The following is an 18,480-nucleotide window of genomic DNA, read 5'->3' on the forward strand; positions in this document are numbered from 1 at the left end:
TCGAGTCGTCGTGTGTCATGCGGACTCACCCGCCCGCAGCTCCTTCACCGAGCCGCGCCGCCCCGCCCACCAGGCCTGCAGCGCCGCGACCCCGATCGCGATGCCGAGCACGCACACGGCCGGTACGGCGAGGGAGAGCGGGTCGGTGGTGAGGCGGGAGGCGGCGGCGCCGCGGGCGTCGGCCAGGGCCAGCGTCGACAGGTCGAGGCCGGGGGCCAGCAGACGGATCGCGGCCCAGCCGGTGAGCGTGCCGCCCGCCGCCGCGAGCAGCGCCTGCGGCAGCGCCTCCAGGATCAGCAGCCGGCGGCCCTGGCGGCGGGTGAGGCCGAGGGTGCGCAGCCGGGCCAGGAGCGCGAGCCGCTCCGGGGTGGCCCGGGCCAGCGACAGCATCAGCGCCAGCACCGCGAACCCGGCGCCCGCGGCGACCGCCGACACGTACACGCCGGTCGCCCCGGACTGCAGCGGCGAGTCGACGTACCGGGCGCGCTCCGCGGCGAGGGTCTGGACGACGACGCCGCTGCCCGCCGCCTTGCGCAGCGCGGCGCCGTCGATGGCGTCGCCGGTCAGCAGCAGGGTGCTCGGGGCGGTGGTCGTGCCGCTCGCCCGGCCGAACCCGGCGGCGTCCATGACGAGGAAGTCGCGTGTGTCGTCCGCCAGGGCCGGCGTCGTGGAACGGATGACGGTGATGCGGACGGGCAGCTCCTGACCGTTGACCTGGAGGGTCAGGCGGCCGTCCGGGAAGCGGTGGGCCAGGGCGGACGAGGCGAGCGCCGGGACCGGGCCCTTGCCGCCCGCGGCCGGGGCCAGCGCGTCCGCCGGGAACGCGCCGAGGCCCGTGTGCCGGGACAGCCGGGCGTACGCGGCGCGGTCCACCGCCGCCACGCTCACCGCGCGGCCCGCGCCGGTGCGCAGGTCGGTGCGCAGCGCCACCGGGGCGACGTCCCGGACGCCGGGCACCGCCTTCACGCGGGCCGCGGTTCCCTCGGGCAGCGGCTGGGACAGGGCGACCCGGGCGTCCGCGCCGGTCGCCAGGAGGGCGGCCCGGTCCCGGGCCGCGTCGATCCCGGCGAGCACGCTGCCGCCGAACGCCGCCGTGGTCAGCGCCGTCAGGAGGGCCAGCAGCGGCAGTACCGCCGTGCCCGCGCCCGCCTGCGCGCGGCCCGCGCGGGCCAGCGACAGATAGCCGACCGCGCCGCGCAGCCGGGACATCGGGCCGGTCAGCCGGCGCAGCGGCAGCGGGTAGAGCCGGACCAGGAGGAACGCGGCGACGATCCCCACCAGGACCGGGGCGAGCGCCACCAGGCTGTCGCCCTCGCCGGTGCCGCGCCGGCGCAGTGCCACGATCGCGCCGATCGCCAGGACGAGGACGGTCAGTTCGGCGACCGTGCGGCGGGCCGAGGGGCGGGCGGTGGCCACGTCGTCGCGCTCGGCCTGCATCCGCACCGTGCGGTGCGCGAACAGGGCCCGCACCGGCAGCGCCGCGCACGCGAGCACCGCGAAGGCCGCCGCTCCCAGCACGGCGGGCGGCAGGCTGCCGTGGTCCACCGTGCGGAGGGCGAGGTAGCAGCCGAGGGCCGCGGCGGGCACCGCCACCACGGCGGTCTCCGCGCCGAGCCGCCCGGCGATCCCCTTCAGGGAGGCGCCGCGCGAACGCAGCAGGGCGAACTCGCCCCGGCGCCGGTCCGCGCCGAGGCCGCCCGCCATCAGCAGCACGATGCAGGCGACCGTCGCCGTCCCGTACGCGGCGACCGACACGACCGGCGAGATGCCGGAGCGCAGCCGCTCGTAGGAGGTGAGGGCGTCGCCGAGGCCGGACGCGATGAACGTGTAGGGCGCGTTCGTCGCCTCGCGCGCCTTCAACAGGCCCGGCCCCGCGGTCATGTTCGCGAGCATGTCGCGCAGCCGGGGTAGGTCGGACGCGGTCAGGTCCGAGCCGTCCGGCAGGTACTGGAGGTACTGCTCGGGCTTGGCGTCCATCTGCAGCAGGACGGGGGCCGCGTCCGGGGCCAGGATCAGTCCGGCCAACCAGTAGCGGGGCGACTCGGGGTCGCGGGGGTCCTCGTGCTTGAGCTCGGGCGTGTGCAGCAGGGTGTCGATGCCCCAGTAGCCGCCGGCCGGGTCGTCGGGCGTGACGACGCCCGTGATCCGTACGGTGATCCGCTTCTCGCCGCCCGCCGGGAGGTGCAGCACCGAGCCCGGCTTGAGCCGCATCCGCTCGGCGACCGGCCGGGTCACGGCGGCCTCCACCTCGGTGGCGGTCGCGGTCTTGCGCGGCAGCCGGCCCGTCACCTCGGTGGTGTGGCCGGCGAGGGCGCCCTGCGCGTAGAGCTGGAAGCGGGCGGGCCGCCGGTCGGGCCGGGGCAGCCACCGCTCGTCGGCGGCCGGCGCGTTCGTCGAGCGCACCCCGTACGAGGAGGCGTGCGCGTCGATCTCGAACGGTGCGGGCAGCAGGCCGTGGACCGTGCCGAACGCGTCGCGGACGACGTCCTCACGCATCAGCCCGGCCCGCTCGGAGTCGGGCCGGCCGATGCCGGGCTCGGCGGTCGTGACGGCCAGTACGGCGCGGTGCGGCGGGAGTTCGGCGACGGTGCGGCGCAGTCCGTCGTCCTCGTAGCCCGCGACGGCGCGCGGGAACGCGGCGGCGAGGAACGCGGCGAGCAGGACGAGCACGCCGAGCGCGGCGGCCGTACCGGGCGCGGTGCGCAGCCGGGTGCGCACCCAAGGAGCGGTGGGAGCCTTCATGTCACTCGCCTCCCTGCGTGCGCAGCACGGACGCGAGCTGCGGCGGCCGGCGCAGCGCGAGCGCCGCGATGATCAGTACGGGGGTCAGGGCGACGCCGCCGAGCAGCAACGCCACCTGTGACGGCGGCAGTTGGATCGCGACCTCGGGGACGGGCCGGGTCGCGTCGCCGGTCAGCACGATCAGCGGCACCACGGCCCGGGTCAGGAACGCGCCGAGCGCCGCGCCCACCAGCAGGCCGATCGCGACGAGCACGCCCTGCTCGGCCGCGACGAGCCGGGTGAGCCGGCGGCGGGACGCGCCGAGCGCGGTGAGGACCGCGAACTCGTCGCCGCGTTCGCGCAGCGAGCCCACCGTGTTGACGGCGAAGCCGACCGCCGCGAGCGCCGCCGCGACCAGGGCCGCCGCCGACAGCGCGGACTGCGGGCCCGCGCCCAGCGGGTCGTCGCGCAGCGCGTCGACCAGCTCGGCGCGCGAGGTCACCTGCGAGGCGTCGATGCCGGGCAGGTCCCGCGCGGCCGCGGCGGCGCGCGCGTCACCGCCCGGCTTCGTGGCCAGCCACCACTCGTCGGGATCGAGCGCCGGGTAACCGACCTCGGTGAGGGCCCGGTTCGCCGCGTGCAGGTCGAGGAGGACGGCTCCGCCGTCGCGCTCGGGGTCGGCGGCGCCGGTCGTCGGCAGGGCACGGACCGATCCGGCGATCCGGATCCGTACGGTGCCGGTGGGCACCGGCAGGTCCATCGTGTCGCCCTTCTTCAGGTCGGCCGAGGCCAGGAACCGGTCGGTGGCCACCGCCGGGACGGTGAGCGCCACCCGCTGGCGCACCGTGAGCCGCACCGTCGTGCTCGGCGCCGTCACGAAGAACCCGGCGTCGCCGGCGGGGACGAACCCGGTGTTGTACGTGAACGTGAGCCCGGATCCGGCCCGCTCGACGCGCGGCGCCGTCGCCGGGGCGCCGCTCCCCGCAGCGGAACCGTCCCCGCTCGTCGTGCCCTCGGGGTCCGGGAGCTGGGTGCGCCACTTCGTGACCGACAGGTCGAGCGGCCGGTCGGCGCCCGCCGCCGAGCGGGCCCGCACGGACCCCAGGGTGACCTTCTGCGAGGCGTCCGAGCCGATGTGCCGCTCCGTCACGAACTCCAGGCCCATCAGCCGCAGCGGATGCGCGGCCCGTCCCAGCTCCGCGTCGAGCCGGTGCTCCCGGCCGTCGACGGGCAGCGCGCCGAGGGCGAGCCGGTACGGCAGGCCGAACCGGTCGACGACCGTGGCCGCCACCGACGTCGTCTCGTTCGGCGGCGCGCCCTTCTGGCCCCGGACGTTCACCGCGCGGAGCGCGAACGACAGGCCGCGCGCGTCCTTCGGCACCGGCACACCCGGGTCACCGGCCCGCGCCGGACGCACCGCGCCGAGCACCTTCTCGGGCGTCGAGCCGGAGAGGTCGCCGCGCATCAGCATCCCGTCGTGGACGCGGGCCGTGTCCAGCGCCAGCGCGGTACTGGTCCGGCCGCTCTGCAGCGGCACCTCGATCCGCCGCGCGGGCGCCGCGTCCTTGACGCCGGGCACCGCCGGATACGCGGCCGCCTGCGCCATGCCGGGCTCCGTGCCCTGCACCCGCACCGACGCGCCCGCCCGGAAGTCTGCCTGGTCCCGCTGCGAACGGTCCCACGAGGCGCCCTGGCCGACCGCGAGCATGCCCATCGCGGAAGCGAGGACGAGGAGCAGCACCGGGCCCGCGCCGCGCATCGGGCGGCGGCTGAACTGCCAGCCCGCGAGCGCCATCGAGAGCCCCTTGCCACGGGCCGCGCCGCGCTCCGCGAGCCGCGCCACCGGCGGCAGCAGCCGCAGCGTGAGCACCGTGCCGGCGAGCAGCGCCAGCGCGGGCGCCACCACGAGCAGCGGATCGATGCCGAGACTGCCCTTGCTGTCGCTGCTCAGCGCGCCCGTGCCCGAGGTCTGCTGGTCCAACTGCCAGTAGGCGACGGCCGCGACGACGAGCAGACCCACGTCGGCGCCGGCCCGCAGCGGCGCGGGCAGCGCCCTGGCCCGGCCGCCGCCGGGGCCCTGTGAGGTCAGCGCGGGCAGCGTCACGGCGAGCGCGCATCCCACCGCGACGCCGATGCCGACCAGCCACACCGAGGCGGCGCTCACCCCCACGTCGAGCTTCAGGCCGATCCGGGACAGGGCGCCCTGCGCGGCGACGAGCCGGGTCAGCGGGCCCGCGAGCAGCGGCGCGCACACCGCGGCGGGCAGCGCGAGCAGCAGCGCCTCCCGGGCCGCGAGCGAGGCGATCCGCCCCCGGGAACCGCCGCGGGCCCGCAACGTCCAGGTCTCCCCGGCCCGTTCGGCGCTCAGCAGCCGCGCCACGAGCAGCAGCGCGTACCCGGCGAGCAGCACCAGTTGCAGCGCCACGATCAGCAGCGTGGACCGCGACACGAGCAGCGCCCGCTCGGCCCGGGTCAGCACGTCGGGCAGCGAACCGGTCACGGTCACCGAACCCGCCAGCGCGGGGTCGTGCTCCAGCTGCCGGGTGCCCGCCCGCGCTGCGTCGCGCAGCGCGTCGATCCGCCCGGTGGTCACCGCCGAGAAGTCCGCGGCGGCCAGCCACGCCGACTCGCCCGCGCCGACCCTGCCCCCGGACAGCAGCGACGGGTCCGCCATCAGCGGCCCGTACGTCGTGAAGCTCACCTTCTGCACACCGTGCCCGCCGAGCTCGTCGAGCGCCCAGTACGGGGACTGCGGGCGGGCCGGGCGGTAGACGCCGGTCAGTTCGACGGTGAGCTTCCTGCCGGCGAGCCGGTCGGTGAGGACGAGACGGTCACCGGGCGTGAGCTTGAGCTGCTGCGCGGCGGCCTGCGGCAGCGCCGCCTCGACCACCTTCCCGGCGCGGGCCCGGGGGAGCCGGCCGTCGGTCAGCTTCACCTCGGAACGGTCGAGGACGGCGAACCTGGTCAGATCCGGCCGGTCCCGGTCCGGTCCCGGCAGCGCGTACGCGCCCGAGGAGGTGAGCGACTGCCAGCGCACCGGAAGTCCGTCGAAGGCGCGGTCCGTGCCCTTGCGGACGGCGCTCGCGGCGGCGTCGCGGCCCGACGCGAGCACGTCCGCCTTCACCACGAGCGCGGTCGTCGTCGCGTCCCGGGTCCGCAGCATGTGCCGCAGCGAGGCGTCGCCGATCGCCCCGGAGAACGCGCTGAGCATGGCGAGGACGGAGGTCGTGAGCAGGACGGCGAGGACGGCCGCGGTCAGCAGCAGGCGGTGTGCCCGCACCCGTAGGAGGACAAAATCCCACATGCCGGCCGCCCCCGTATTCCCTGCGCTCTACGCCGTACATCCCCGAAAGTCTGTCCGGATGTTGTCAGAGGCGGTACGCATTGCGGAAGAGGTCTGGACCGGATCGTGACCGGAATGTGGAGTCCGTGTGCCGGAGATCGGGCGGAGGCGGTGCCTCCGCCCGGGGCGCGGGGGGTGTGCCGGGCTCAGCCCGCGGTGTTCACCATCGAGGCCGCCGCGTACGTCAGGTAGTTCCACAGCGTGCGCTCGTGCTCCTCGGACAGGCCGAGCTCGTCCACCGCGTCCCGCATGTGCCGCAGCCACGCGTCGTGCGCCGCCCGGTCCACCTGGAACGGGGCGTGCCGCATCCGCAGCCGCGGATGACCCCGGTGCTCGCTGTACGTGCGCGGGCCGCCCCAGTACTGCATCAGGAACAGCACGAGCCGCTCCTCGGCCGGGCCCAGGTCCTCCTCCGGGTACATCGGACGCAGCAGCGGGTCCGCGGCCACGCCCTCGTAGAAGCGGTGCACCAGGCGGCGGAACGTCTCCTCGCCACCCACCTGCTCGTAGAACGTCAGCTCCTGAAGCGTGTCGCGCGGGATCTCAGTCACCCGTCCATCGTCTCAGACACCCCGGCCGAGGACCTGAGCCTTAGGACTCGCCCGGGGCTCGCCGAACCGTGGCCGCCGGGGCAGGGTGGACATATGGGTGCAGAGCACGCCGATGCCGATGGCGGTGGCGACAGCGACGGTGACCTCGCGGTCCGTGCGGAGCGGGCACGGGCCGCACTCGTGCGCGAGATCGAGCTGAGCGGGGCCTTCGCCGCCGACCCGCGCTGGCGGGAGGCGTTCGCCGCCGTGCCGCGCCACCTCTTCGTGCCCTCCTACATCGTCGGCGTCCCCGGCGGCTACGAGCGGCTGTGGGGGCAGGATCCCGACCCGCGACGGCGCCTTCGCTGGCTCGAGGGGGCCTACACGGACCAGCCGCTGGCCACCCGGATGCGGGACGGGGAGCTGATCTCCTCCAGCAGCCAGCCCTCCCTGATGGCGACCATGCTCGTCGAGCTCGGGGTGGAGGACGGGGACCGGGTCCTGGAGATCGGCGCCGGCACCGGGTACAACGCGGCGCTGCTCGCGCACCGGCTCGGGCCCGACGCCGTCACGACCGTCGACCTCGACCCCGAGATCACCGAGACGGCGCGGGCGCATCTCGCCGCCGCGGGGTACCGGGCGGTCGTCGTCACCGGGGACGGGGCGCGCGGATGCCCCGAGCGGGCGCCGTTCGACCGGATCATCGTGACGTGCGCGCTGCGGGGGGTGCCGTCCGTGTGGCTGGAGCAGTGCCGGCCGGGGGCGCGGATCCTGGCGCCGCTCTCCACCGGGATCGTCGTGCTCACGGTGCGGGACGCGGGATTCGCGGAGGGGAGGTTCCTGCACACCCCGGCGTACTTCGTGGCGCTGCGGGGGGCCGGCGGTGGGGAGGCCGGGTCCGGGTGGGCCGGGAGGCTGCCGCGGAGTCTCGTGCGGGACGAGCTGTTCCGGTTCGTGCTCACGCTGGTCGGCGAGTACGGGGGTGTGGACGCGCGGGAGGTGCTCCGGGTGTGGGAGCGGGAGGGGCGGCCCGGGCGCGAGCGGTTCGGGGTGACCCTGGATCGGGGCCGGGCCTATGCGTGGCTGGACGATCCGTCGGGGCCGTATGTGTGGCCGCTGCGAGGGGCCGCCTAGGGGGGAGCCGCTTGTTCGCCGTCGGCGGGTGCGGCTTTCGTCGTGGCTGGTCGCGCAGTTCCCCGCGCCCCTGAGATGCACACCCTTCGGGTGGCATCTCGGGGGCTCGGGGGACCAGAAGGGGTCAGCCGCGATGGATCGTGATCGTCGTCCATGCGCCGACGTGGACGCGGTCGCCGTCCTGGAGGGGGATGGGGACGAAGGGCTGGATGGGCTCGTCGCCGCCGTTGACCGTCGTACCGTTCGTCGAGTTCTGGTCGACGACCGCCCACGAACCGTCCGGCTGCTGCACGAGCACCGCGTGCTGGTGCGAGACCCCCGGATCCTCCGGCGGCACCGACAGGTCGACGTCCGGGGTGTCCCCGGTCGAGTGCCGGCGGCGGCCGATCGAGATCTGGTTGCCCACCAGCTCACGGCGCTGCTCCGGCGAGTACGCGGGCAGGTTCAGACCCGAGGCCTCGGGCCCGCTGCGCTGCATCATCGCCATGAAGTACTCGCGGTCCGGACCGATCGTCGCCGACCAGGTCACCGGACCGGGCTGCGGCGCCGGAGGCATCTGCATCGGCGGCGGCTGCTGCTGGAAACCGTGCGGCGGCGGCGCGGGCGGGCCCGGCTGCTGCGAGGACGGGGGCGAGATCACCCAGTCGTCCCCGCCACCGAAGGACGGCGCGGGCGGCGCGGGCGGACCGGGCGGACCCGGCTGCACCGGCGCCGGGGGAGGCGGCGGCTGCTGCTGGAACGCCTGCGGGACACCGCCGCCGGTCGCGTGCGGACCCTGCGGCTCGCCGCCGAACGGGTTCGGCGGGATCGGCTCGGCCGGCCGGTTCATCTGAGAGGGCCGCGAACCCTGGTACTCGTACGGGTCGGGCCCCTGCGGCGGCTGCTGGAAACGCAGCGCCGGATTGGCGCCCTGCGCCCCCTGCGGACCACCGGAGGTGTGCGGCAGCGGCGGGTTCGGCGCGGCCGGCGTGTACGACGTCGCCGTGTTCGTGAGGAAGTTCCAGCGGCACTCCTCGCAGAACGGCGCACCGCCCTCACGCGGGGTACGGCACTGCGGGCACAGTTCGGGCGCGCCCGGTCCGCCGCCCTGCGGCGCCTGCGGCACCGACGGTCCGGGATATCCGTAACCGGCGGCCGGGGGCGGCGGCGGGGGCGGGGGCACGGCACCGGCCATGCGGTGACCGCAGACCTCGCACCAGTCGTCGGAACCCGACTGGTGTCCGTTCGGGCAGGTCGGCATGTCGGCGCTTCCCCCTCTCCTTCACGTGCCTGGCTGTCAGGCGTACTGCTTCGGCGTACTGCTTCGGCGTGCTGCTTCAGGCTTGCTTCTTCACGCGAACCGTCTTGGTGGACCGGGTCTCGAGAGTCATCTCGTCGGCCTCCGCGACCTTCGCCTTCAATCGAACAGTACCTTCCGCGGCATCCACCACGTCCACCACCTTCGAAAGCAGTTTCGCGGTGTCCGCGTTTCCGGAGAGCGCCGCCAGCTGCACCGCGCGGCCCAGCTTCGCGGTCGCCCCGTCCACGTCACCGGCCTTGCGGGCATCCAGTCCCTGCTGGATGACCTGCGCCAGTTCGGCCTGGCCCGTGTAGTGCGCGACCTGCGGATTGATCGACGTGGACGCCACCATGTCGTCCGTCCACACCGCCCGCACCAGACCCTGCGACAGCGTCTGCGCCGTGCCGTCGGGCTGCGGGATCACCAGCGAGACCCGGGCCGCGAGCATCTCCCGGCCCAGCTCCGCGTTCGGCACCTGCACACACACGTGGTAGTCGCGGGACTCGTCGCCCCACGAGCCCGTCGGATAGTCCCCGGCGCGCGGACCCGCCTCCGTGCGGCGGTCGGTCAGCTCCTCGACCGCGGGCGCCACCTGCTTGACGAACTTGATCTCGGAGCCGAGCGGGGTCCACAGGCGCAGCGCCACGTCCGCGACCTCCTTGCCCATCGCCGTCTCCATCATCTGCGTGAAGTCCCCGGCCAGATGCGCCGGATCCGCGACGATGTCGGCCGTGCCGAGCAGCGCGGAGGCGATCCCTGTGACCTCTTTCACCTCCCAGTCGGTGCCGACCCCGCGCGCATCGCACGTGAAGCGGCCCGAGCAGTGGTCGAGCGCGGCCTTCAGGTCCTCCGGCGACTCGTGCTCGTTGCGCCCGTCCGTCAGCAGGATGCCGTGCCGCACCGCCGTCGGGGACACCTCCGGCGAGGACAGGAGGCGGTCGGCGAGGCGCAGCCAGGTGCCGATCGCGGTGCCGCCGCCCGCCGACAGCTTGCGCAGCGCCTGCTTGGCCGCCTCGCGGGTCGTCGGATCGGCCACGGCGAGCCGCCCGCCGCCCGGATACACCTCCCGCGCCACGTGCGTGCCGTCGATCACCGCGAAGCGCACCCCGTCGCGCAGCGTGTCGATCGCCGCAGCCGACGCCTCCCGGGCGCCGCGCATCTTCGTCGGCGGATAGTCCATCGAGCCCGAGCAGTCCACCATCAGCGCGACCGCCGCGTCCGGGCCCCCGCCCGCGCTGTACTGGTTCGGCGCCCCCACCGCGCCGCTCGCCGCGCCGACGGTGCCGCCGCCGGTGGAGGTGACCGTGACGATCGCGTTGACCTCACGGCCCCCCTCCGGCAGGTACTCGTTCTGGTAGACCTCCACCGAGAACTGCGGGGCGTTCGATTTCGAGAAGTTGGCCATGTGACAAGTCCCCCCTGCTGTTTCAGGCCTTCTGTGGCAGACCGGTTCAGACCGGGTCAGGCCGATCCTGCCCCCGCCGGCGGGACGGGGAACGGCAGCACCGCCACTGTTACGTTGTCGTGGCCGCCGCCGTCCAGGGCGTGACCGACCAGAACCTGCGCCGCGTGCAGCGGCCGCGCGGCGGCGTCGGCCGGGACGACCCGCGCCATGTCCTGCGCCGACTCCGCGTAGTTCCACAGCCCGTCCGTGCACACCACGACCACCCCGGGCCGGTCCGGCTTGAACGAGGCGGTGTGCGGCTCCAGTTCGTACGCGTCCGCGCCGAGCCAGCCCGTGATCGCGTGCGCCCGCTCGTCCGCGTACGCCTCCGCCTCGTTCATCAGTCCGGCCGCCACCATCTGCGCCGCCCACGAGTCGTCCTCGGTGAGCCGGGCGGCGGGCGCGGTCCGGTCGTCCGGCACCCAGTAGGCGCGCGAGTCGCCGACCCAGCCGACGACGAGCAGCTCCTTGGTGACGACCGAGCCGACGAAGGTGCAGGCCGGCGCGTTCTGGTGCGGCTGGTGCTCGCGGGCCGTCTCCGGCTCCGCCGCCAGCGCGTTCACCGCGTCGGCCGACGCCACGATCGCCTCGTGCAGCGCCTGCTGCGGGTGCGTGCCGCGCGGCAGCGACTCGTGCAGCGCCTCGTTGGCCGCCCGGGACGCGGCCAGGGACGCGTCGTCCGGCCGGGTCGCCGAGGACACCCCGTCGCAGACCACGGCGACCACCGCGGGGGAGCCGTCGGGCAGCGCCGCCGAGGAGATCGCGAACGCGTCCTCGTTGCGGTGGTGGCGCAGACCCCGGTCGCTGACCGCGGCGACCGCGCCCAACTCCTGCTCCATGTGGTCGCGTTCACGCGGCTGGGCGTGCCCGCAGTTCTCGCAGTAGCCGTCCGGGTCGACCTGCCCGGACCGGCACGCCACGCACAGCTTGGTGCCGGCCGGCGGGGTCGCCGCCTCCAGCTCCTGCGTCGTCGCCGTCCGCGGGTCGGGCGCCGCGAGCGGGAAGTCCTCACCGGCGTCGTCCGCCGCCGCGTCCGGCCCGTCGAAGCGGACCGCCGTGGGCAGTTCACCGCCCGCCGAGTCCGTGCCCTCCAGATCGGTCGGCAGGTGCACCGGCGCGGGCGTGTCCGAGCTGTCCACCTCCTGCGCGGCCGGCCACGCGACCGAGCCGGGCTCCGGCTCGCTCTCCGGTCCGAGGTCGGGTGCGGCCATCGTCAGCGTCGGCCGGTCGTCCGGCCCCGCCGACAGGTCGTACCCGCACGCGCCGCAGAAGCGGTCGCTCTCCTCGAGCGGTTCCGCGCAGCTGGGACACACTGACATGGCGGCCGCCTTCTGCGTCTGCGACATCAACTCACACCCACGTCCGGGGGCGGTAACGGTTGGCCCGCTCCACCAGTTCGATCCTCTCCTCGCCCCTCCGGGCGAGCCTGGCCAGTGTCCGGTACGAACGCTCCAGGCCCAGGCGCAGGCCGCGCTCGTCCAGGTCGCTGCCGAGCACCACCGCACCGGCGCCGCCGGCGGAGGCCTGCGGCGGAGCGGAACCCTGCCTACCGGAGAGTACCCAGTCGAGCGCCGTGCCGAGGACCTCGGTGGACAACTCCTCGCGGCGCACGGCGTCCAGGCCGAACGCGTCGAGCGCCTCCACCTGCCCCGCCGCCGCCGTCAGATCACCGAGCAACGGGTCCCCCTGCGGGGCGCCCCCCGCCGTCCGGCCGCGCAGCCGGGCCCGTACGGCCGCGACCCGCGCCGCCGTGTAGTGGATCGACGCCTCCGGCACCGACTCCAGGGTGCGCACCGCGCCGCCCCGGTCCCCGGCCGCCCACTGCACCCGGGCGAGACCGAACGCGGCGCTCACATAACTCGGGTCCGTCGCCCACACGAGGCGGTAGTACTCCGCCGCGTTGTCCAACTGGCCGAGCACCTCCGCGCACACGCCGAGCGCCAGCTTCGGCGCCGGCTCGCCCGGGAACGCGTCGTAGATCGCGTCGAACGACAGCGCCGCGTTCGCGTGGTCGCCCGTCGCGAGCGAGGCCGCGCCCCGGTACCAGACCACCCGCCAGTCGTCCGGATGGTCCGCCTCCAGGGCCGTCAGGCCCCGGTGCGCCGAGTCCGTCTCGCCCATCTCCAGGCGGGCCCGCAGCTCGCGCAGGCGCAGCTCCAGGGAGCCGGTCGGGGCCGCGTGCAGCGCCGCGATCAGCTCGGCCGGAGCCGACGCCATCAGGCCCGCCAGGAACCCGGCGTTCGGATCGCCCGGGTCGACCCGCGGCACCGGCAGGGCCAGCGCCGTGGCGGCCGCCGCGAGGGGGCGGACCAGCTCGGCGGGGGAGGGCGGCAGGGCAGGCCGCGCGGGGGCCGCGGGCAGTGCCGCCGCCGCGGACCCGCGCCGTCCGCGCTGCGGCACGGTCCGCACCCCGAGCTGGGACACGTCACCGTCCAGACCGCGGAACAGCTCGGTGTCCGTCACCTTCACCTCGGGACCGAACAGCGTCGACAGGGCGGGCCGCGGCCGGTTCGTCTGCAGCGCCACGACCTCGCGCAGCACACCCGTCAGCTGCTCCGCCATCTCCTGCGCGGACGCGAACCGGCGCGCCGGGTCCGGGTCCGTGGCCCGCACGAGGAGCCGGTAGAACGACTCGTAACGGCGGAAGACCTCGATGTTGTCCGGGTCCGGCAGGGAGTCCACGAACACGTTCGTGTAGCCCTGGAAGTCGAAGGTCAGCACCGCGAGGGTGCGCGCCACCGTGTAGAGGTCGGAGGCGACCGACGGGCCGAGCTCGGCGACCTCCGGCGCCTGGTAGCCGACCGTCCCGTAGATCGCCGACTCGTCGTCGTCCATCCGCCGGACCGCGCCCATGTCGATGACCTTGAGCTGATCCTCGGTCTGGATCGCGTTGTCGACCTTGAAGTCGCAGTACAGGAGATTGCGGCTGTGCAGATGACCGAGCGCCTCCAGCGCCTCGATCCCGTACGCGCACGCCTGCTCCACCGGCAGCGGATCCCGCTTGCCGTCCGGGGTGCGCCGCTCGTTGGCGATCTCCTTGAGGGACTTGCCGCCCACGTACTCCATGACGATGTAGCCATCCATGGAGCCGGTGCGCTGGTCCAGGTGCTCGACGAAGTTGTAGATCCGCACGATGTTGCTGTGCTCGATCTCCGCCAGGAAGCGGCGCTCCGAGATCGCCGCCGCCATCGCGTCCTGGTCGCCCGTGTCGAGCAGACCCTTGAGGACCACCCAGCGGTCCGACACCGCGCGGTCGATCGCCAGGTACACCCAGCCGAGCCCGCCGTGCGCCAGACAGCCCACGACCTCGTACTGGCCGTGCACGATGTCGCCCGCGTCCAGCTTCGGCACGAACGAGTACGGGTGCCCGCACTTGGTGCAGAACCCCTCCGTCCGGCCCGGCCGCTCACCGCGCGCCCGGCCCACCGGCGCCCCGCAGTCCGAACGCGAGCAGAATCGCTTCCGCTCGGGCACCTCCGGATGCTTCTGCACCATCGCGCGCGGGTCGGGCCGCGGCACGTCCGGCACCCGCACCAGACCGGCACCCAGCCGCGCCCGGCCCGAACTGCTCGCCGAGGCGCCCGAACTGCGCACCGACACCGACCGCGACGTCGAAGCACCCGACAGGGAACGCGACAGCCGGCCCGACACCGAGCGGCGCGACTGCGAGGACCGCGACGAGGTCCGCGAGGACGCCCGCGCGCTCGCCGAACTCTGCGATCCCCGCGAACCACCGCCCGCGATCCCGGTCGGCGGCGACGACACCATCCCCGTCGGCGACACCACCGGGGCCAGCCCGCACGTGTCGCAGTACAGCTCGCCGCCGCCCACGTCCTCGTAACGGCCGCCGCAGCCGGGCCGCTGACAGGTGCCCGGAGGCCGGGGCGCGGGCGAGGCCGAGGCATGCGTCGCCGCACTGCGCGACGAGCCCTCCGCCAGGGCCCCCGCGGGCGCCCCCGCCGGCTTGAGGCCGCACGTGTCGCAGTACAGCTCCCCGCCCATGTCCTCGTAACTGCCCGTGCAACCGGGCCGCGTGCACTTCACGGCTACGGCTCCCCCCTCCGGTCCGTGGGCGCGGCCCCCGCGGGCCCGCCCGGTGACGACAGCGCCTCGGCCGCCGCCCGCTGATAGCGCAGCACCGCCGCCTCGGCCGCCCGCAGATCGCAGGGCGCGCTCCACAGCATGCGGCGCGCCGCGTCGTACCGCTCCACCAGGAACGGATCCTCCGCGAAACCGAGCCGCGCCACCTTCGCCTTGTACGCGTCCAGCCGGCCGCGCAGCTCCGCGCGCACCGCCAGCGGCGCCGTCACCGCCGTCAACGACTCGCGGGCGCGCAGCAGTTCGTCCTCGGCCTTCGACTCCAGGGACTCCAGGAGCGGCGACAGGCGGTGCCACTGGCCGTGCCGCCGGTAGTCGGCCGCGGCCGCCAGCTGCTCCTGCAGCGCCGTCGGCGGACCCGACACCGCGGGCACCTCCGACGCGGCGATCTTCGCGAGGACCTCGCCGCGCGCCGACCGGGCCTCCGAGAGCGTCCGGTCCGCCCGTGACAGCACGTCCCGCAGCTTGGTGAGCCGCGCCTCCGCGTCCTGCCGCACCGTCAGCACGGCCTCGATCTCGCGCCGCACCTCGTCGAGCGCCCGCGCCTGCCGGTCGTACGCGGCCGTGTCCGGACGGCCGCCGCCCGGCGCCGAACTCCCCGGCGCCTTCTGCCAGTACGTGAGCGGGTCCGACACGACCTCGGCGCGCAGCCGGGTCAGCGCGCCGGTGATCCGCTCCAGGTCGTCGCCCGCCGGATGCTCACCCGGGCGCACCCCCACCGAGTGCGCCAGCTGCCGGGTGCGCCCCAGCTCGGCCGCGAGCAGGTCTATCCGGGCGGGCAGCGCCGACCAGACCGCGTCCGCGGACACCACCATGTCGAGCGACGACGCGTACAGCGCGTTCATCCGCTCCACCAGCGCGGCCAGCGTGAACCGCTCCGACAGCTTCGCCGGGCCGGTGATCGAGGACGGCGCGGAGCCGCCCGCGCCGGAGGCCACGGTCACGCACTCGCCGCGCAGCAGCTCGGTCAGCTCCACCAGGTCGTCCCGGCTGGACCAGCGGCGCCGCGAACGGATCTCCCGCGCCGTGCGCAGCGTGCCCGCGTACGCGTCGAAGTACGTCCACAGCAGCGTGATCGCCTGCTCGGCCGACGCCCAGCGGTCCCGGGTCGTCCCGGTCAGCTCGGCGCCCTCGAGCAGGCGGCGTCCCGCGTGGTCCTGGAGCGCGAGCAGCGACGTCTCGACCGCCTCGTGCTCGGCGCCGAGCCGGGCCAGAGCACGGTCCACCTCGTCCCGGTCCATCACCGGACCAGGGGGTCCCGCGTCGCCCATCGATCACCTCTCGCTGTGTGTCGTGCTCGTCGTTGCCGTGTGCGGGTCACTTGTACTTCGGTGCGGGCGGCCCGTCGGACGCGCCGAGCGCCGGCTTGAGCCAGAAGTCGTACGACTTCTGCCAGCCGCCGTCCTCGCGGTAGTCCTCCAGGACCTTGTTGACCCGGCGCACCAGACCGTCCGCGTCCTTCTTCATCGCGACGCCGTAGTACTCCTCGGTGAACGGGTCGCCCCTCAGCTCCACCGTCGGGTCCTGCGCGGCCTGGCTCGCGGCGAGCGCGCCGTCCGTCACCACCGCGTCGACCTCACCGAGCTGCAGGCGCACCAGGCAGTCCAGCTGGTTCGGCACCGTCGTCGAGATGTCGGCGCTGCCGGGCAGCTTGCCGGACTTCTTCGCGGTGTCCAGCGTCTCGAACGCGGTCGAACCGGTCGCCGTGCAGATCCGCTTGTCCGCGAGCGACGGACCGAAGCCCTTGATGTCCTGGTCGGTCTTCGGCGCGAGGACCTGCTGACCCGTCTGGAAGTAGGCGGTGGAGAACGCCACCTCGTCCAGGCGCGTGCAGCTGATCGTCATCGTGCGCACGACCATGTCGACGTCGCCGCGCTGGATCGCGGGGATCCGCTCGTTCGTCGGGATGGCCTTGAGACGCACCGCGTTCGGGTCGCCGAGGATCTCGTCCGCGATCTCGTGCGCGAGATCGATGTCGAAGCCCTCCAGCTCGCTCTTCTTGTCCTGGTTGTTGGGGTCGCGGTAGCCCCAGCGGTAGCTGTTCTGGTCGACGCCGACCGACAGATAGCCGCGGTCCTTGATCTCCCGCACCGCGTCCCCGGACTCGTCGCCGCTGGGACGCAGGCTGCGCTCCGGCTCCTTGCCGTCCACGCCCGCCTCGCAGTCCGTCGCCCGCACCTGCGTGCCGTCGGCGACACCCGCCGAGCCCACGCCCGCGCCGTCGTCCTTCGCCGCCGTGCGCTGCGTCAGGGGGAGCAGCAGCGCGAACACCGCCGTCAGGGCGCACACCACCGCCATCGCCGCCACGCCGCCCCAGCCGCGCAGACTCACCTTCCGTGCCCGCCGCTCGTCCATCACCGCACCCCCTCTCACCGGTATTCCGAAAGCCGGCGTCCGATGCCGAGCACGGCGGCCGCCGCCGCGAGCACCGCGAGGACCGCCGAGCCGACCACGAGACCCGTCATCGCACCGCGCCCGTCCTTCGCGTACGTGTCGAACTGCCGCTGCTCGTGCGCCAGCGCCTTGTCGAGGCTCTGGTCGACCTGGTCGAAGCACTCACCCGTCGGCTTCTCCTGCTTCGAACCGATGATCTTGTCGAGGGCGCCCTGGTAGTTGCCGGAGTCGTCCTGCGCCCGGGCGTCCTCGTGCCGCTTCAGCCATTCCTTCATACCGCTGTTCGCGGTGCCGACCGGGGTGCGGCCCGAGGTGTCGTCGGCGAGCGCCGCGGCGTCCTTCAGCCGGCCGCCGAGCAGATCCATCTGCTTCTGGAAGTCGACGTCGTACTTGTCCTTGGTCTCGCCCTTGACCGACACCGTCTCGGCGCCCCGGCTGACCAGCGTCAGGTTCTCGTTGCCCCGCGCCTTCAGGGAGGCGATGCTCGCGTCGTGCAGCACGTTCAGCGAGCGCACCCCGTGGTCGTACGAGGAGTCGAGCCCGCTGCGCGCCACCGTGTGACCCACCACCAGCCACAGCAGCACCACCGTCGTCGCGGCGGTCGCGCCGAGCAGGCCCTGGTTGAACACCCGGTTCGTGCGGCGGTAGTTGCGGTGCTGGGCCCAGCCGAGGGCGCCGAGCGCGAGGACGCCGAGCGCGATCGCGATCCACGGGTACGGGGTCGCCGCGTCGTAGTCGTCCCGCAGCCGCTGGTTCTCCTTCGTGTACAGGTCCTCGGCGGCCGGGAGCATCTCGGTCTGCATCTTCTGGTTCGCGTACCGCAGATACGCGCCGCCCAGCGGGAAGCCCTGCCGGTTGTTGGCCCGGGCGCGCTCGATGAGGCCCTTGTACTGGGGCAGCAGCGTGTTCAGCCGCGCGATCGTGCGGGCCGAGGGCGTGTCGGGATCGGTGCTGGCCGCGGCCCGCACCAGCTTGTCGGCGGCCCGGCGGATGTCCTTCTCGTACCGGTCGCGCACGGCCGCCGGTTCCTGGCCCCCCGCCAGGAAGCCGCTGGACGCGGCGGTGTTCGCGTCCGCGAGCGAGCGGTAGATGTCGGCGGCGTCGGCGCTCAGCGGCTGGCTGGAGTGCAGCACGTCGTCCGCGGCGCTCGAACGGTCCGTCATCTGCCAGGCCGTCGTCGCGCCGAACGCGACGACGAGCAGCGCGAGCACGGCGCCGATGATGCGGAGCCGGCCCGGCTCCGTGATCGCGGCCGCCTTCAGGCGGTCGACGCCCTCGGCCCAGGCCGTACGTCTCGGCGGGGCCGGGGCAGGTGTGGGTGCCGGGGCGTTCGTCGGTGGGGCCGGGGCCGGGCCCCGGGTCTGTGGCGGCACGCTCGGCATCGTCGGCGGAGCCGCGCTCCCGTTCGGCGGGTGTGTCACTCGCCCCTCCCCCATGGTCGTCCGGTCGCCGCGATTATCGCTGCCGCGATGGGTATCCGCACAGGGCTTCCCTGGATCTTGTGTGAACCCCCCGCTGTGGAACACGTGATCGGGCG

At 74.7% G+C, this 18,480-nt stretch carries 11 protein-coding genes; 1 reads left to right on the plus strand and 10 read right to left on the minus strand.

Translation table 11 applies throughout. The features are described from left to right. Positions 1-15: 15 nt before the first annotated feature. The 3 genes from ACIBTU_RS11280 to ACIBTU_RS11290 form a co-directional block, all read right to left on the minus strand. Positions 16-2,742, minus strand: coding sequence for an FtsX-like permease family protein (locus tag ACIBTU_RS11280; protein ID WP_399125747.1), 2,727 nt, complete (start codon positions 2,740-2,742; stop codon positions 16-18). A 1-nt stretch (position 2,743) separates the two neighbouring features. Further along, entirely contained in the window at positions 2,744-6,025 is a 3,282-nt protein-coding gene (locus ACIBTU_RS11285; protein WP_399125748.1) for an FtsX-like permease family protein, read from the minus strand. Between the two features lie 185 nt (positions 6,026-6,210). Beyond that, positions 6,211-6,615, minus strand: a complete 405-nt coding sequence (locus ACIBTU_RS11290; RefSeq protein ID WP_188338887.1) for a globin — start codon at positions 6,613-6,615, stop codon at positions 6,211-6,213. Positions 6,616-6,708: 93 nt separating this feature from the next. Here ACIBTU_RS11290 and ACIBTU_RS11295 point away from each other — a divergent pair, with 93 nt between their 5' ends. After that, complete coding sequence (locus ACIBTU_RS11295; RefSeq protein WP_399125750.1) at positions 6,709-7,728, plus strand: methyltransferase domain-containing protein; 1,020 nt, start codon at positions 6,709-6,711, stop codon at positions 7,726-7,728. Positions 7,729-7,852: 124 nt separating this feature from the next. Here ACIBTU_RS11295 and ACIBTU_RS11300 read toward each other — a convergent pair whose 3' ends face one another. The 7 genes from ACIBTU_RS11300 to ACIBTU_RS11330 all read right to left on the minus strand — a co-directional run bounded on the left by ACIBTU_RS11300 (position 7,853) and on the right by ACIBTU_RS11330 (position 18,325). After that, positions 7,853-8,968, minus strand: coding sequence for an FHA domain-containing protein (locus tag ACIBTU_RS11300; RefSeq protein ID WP_399125751.1), 1,116 nt, complete (start codon positions 8,966-8,968; stop codon positions 7,853-7,855). 76 nt (positions 8,969-9,044) lie between these two features. Next, positions 9,045-10,412 (minus strand): VWA domain-containing protein, encoded by a 1,368-nt coding sequence (locus ACIBTU_RS11305; protein WP_399125752.1) that lies wholly within the window; start codon positions 10,410-10,412, stop codon positions 9,045-9,047. A 56-nt stretch (positions 10,413-10,468) separates the two neighbouring features. Beyond that, positions 10,469-11,770 carry a PP2C family serine/threonine-protein phosphatase gene (locus ACIBTU_RS11310; protein ID WP_399125753.1) on the minus strand — a complete coding sequence of 434 codons (1,302 nt, stop codon included), beginning with the start codon at positions 11,768-11,770 and terminating at the stop codon, positions 10,469-10,471. A 31-nt stretch (positions 11,771-11,801) separates the two neighbouring features. Next, positions 11,802-14,453, minus strand: a complete 2,652-nt coding sequence (locus tag ACIBTU_RS11315) for a tetratricopeptide repeat protein (RefSeq protein WP_399125809.1) — start codon at positions 14,451-14,453, stop codon at positions 11,802-11,804. Positions 14,454-14,497: 44 nt separating this feature from the next. Then, positions 14,498-15,820: a hypothetical protein gene (locus ACIBTU_RS11320; RefSeq protein ID WP_399125755.1), complete on the minus strand. Its 1,323-nt coding sequence runs from the start codon at positions 15,818-15,820 to the stop codon at positions 14,498-14,500. 46 nt (positions 15,821-15,866) lie between these two features. Next, positions 15,867-16,904, minus strand: a complete 1,038-nt coding sequence (locus ACIBTU_RS11325; RefSeq protein ID WP_399125756.1) for a glutamate ABC transporter substrate-binding protein — start codon at positions 16,902-16,904, stop codon at positions 15,867-15,869. A 14-nt stretch (positions 16,905-16,918) separates the two neighbouring features. After that, positions 16,919-18,325 carry a hypothetical protein gene (locus ACIBTU_RS11330; protein ID WP_399125810.1) on the minus strand — a complete coding sequence of 469 codons (1,407 nt, stop codon included), beginning with the start codon at positions 18,323-18,325 and terminating at the stop codon, positions 16,919-16,921. Positions 18,326-18,480: the final 155 nt, after the last annotated feature.

Source organism: Streptomyces sp. NPDC050145 (assembly GCF_044460245.1).
GTDB lineage: Bacteria > Actinomycetota > Actinomycetes > Streptomycetales > Streptomycetaceae > Streptomyces.

Excerpts from the sequence above, each read along its gene's own strand:
- ACIBTU_RS11315 (WP_399125809.1), bottom strand. The coding sequence starts at position 14,453 with ATGGGCGGGGAGCTGTACTGCGACACGTGCGGCCTCAAGCCGGCGGGG.
- ACIBTU_RS11285 (WP_399125748.1), bottom strand. The coding sequence starts at position 6,025 with ATGTGGGATTTTGTCCTCCTACGGGTGCGGGCACACCGCCTGCTGCTG.
- ACIBTU_RS11310 (WP_399125753.1), bottom strand. The coding sequence starts at position 11,770 with ATGTCAGTGTGTCCCAGCTGCGCGGAACCGCTCGAGGAGAGCGACCGC.
- ACIBTU_RS11300 (WP_399125751.1), bottom strand. The coding sequence starts at position 8,968 with ATGCCGACCTGCCCGAACGGACACCAGTCGGGTTCCGACGACTGGTGC.
- ACIBTU_RS11325 (WP_399125756.1), bottom strand. The coding sequence starts at position 16,904 with ATGGACGAGCGGCGGGCACGGAAGGTGAGTCTGCGCGGCTGGGGCGGC.
- ACIBTU_RS11295 (WP_399125750.1), top strand. The coding sequence starts at position 6,709 with ATGGGTGCAGAGCACGCCGATGCCGATGGCGGTGGCGACAGCGACGGT.
- ACIBTU_RS11305 (WP_399125752.1), bottom strand. The coding sequence starts at position 10,412 with ATGGCCAACTTCTCGAAATCGAACGCCCCGCAGTTCTCGGTGGAGGTC.
- ACIBTU_RS11330 (WP_399125810.1), bottom strand. The coding sequence starts at position 18,325 with ATGCCGAGCGTGCCGCCACAGACCCGGGGCCCGGCCCCGGCCCCACCG.
- ACIBTU_RS11280 (WP_399125747.1), bottom strand. The coding sequence starts at position 2,742 with ATGAAGGCTCCCACCGCTCCTTGGGTGCGCACCCGGCTGCGCACCGCG.
- ACIBTU_RS11320 (WP_399125755.1), bottom strand. The coding sequence starts at position 15,820 with ATGGGCGACGCGGGACCCCCTGGTCCGGTGATGGACCGGGACGAGGTG.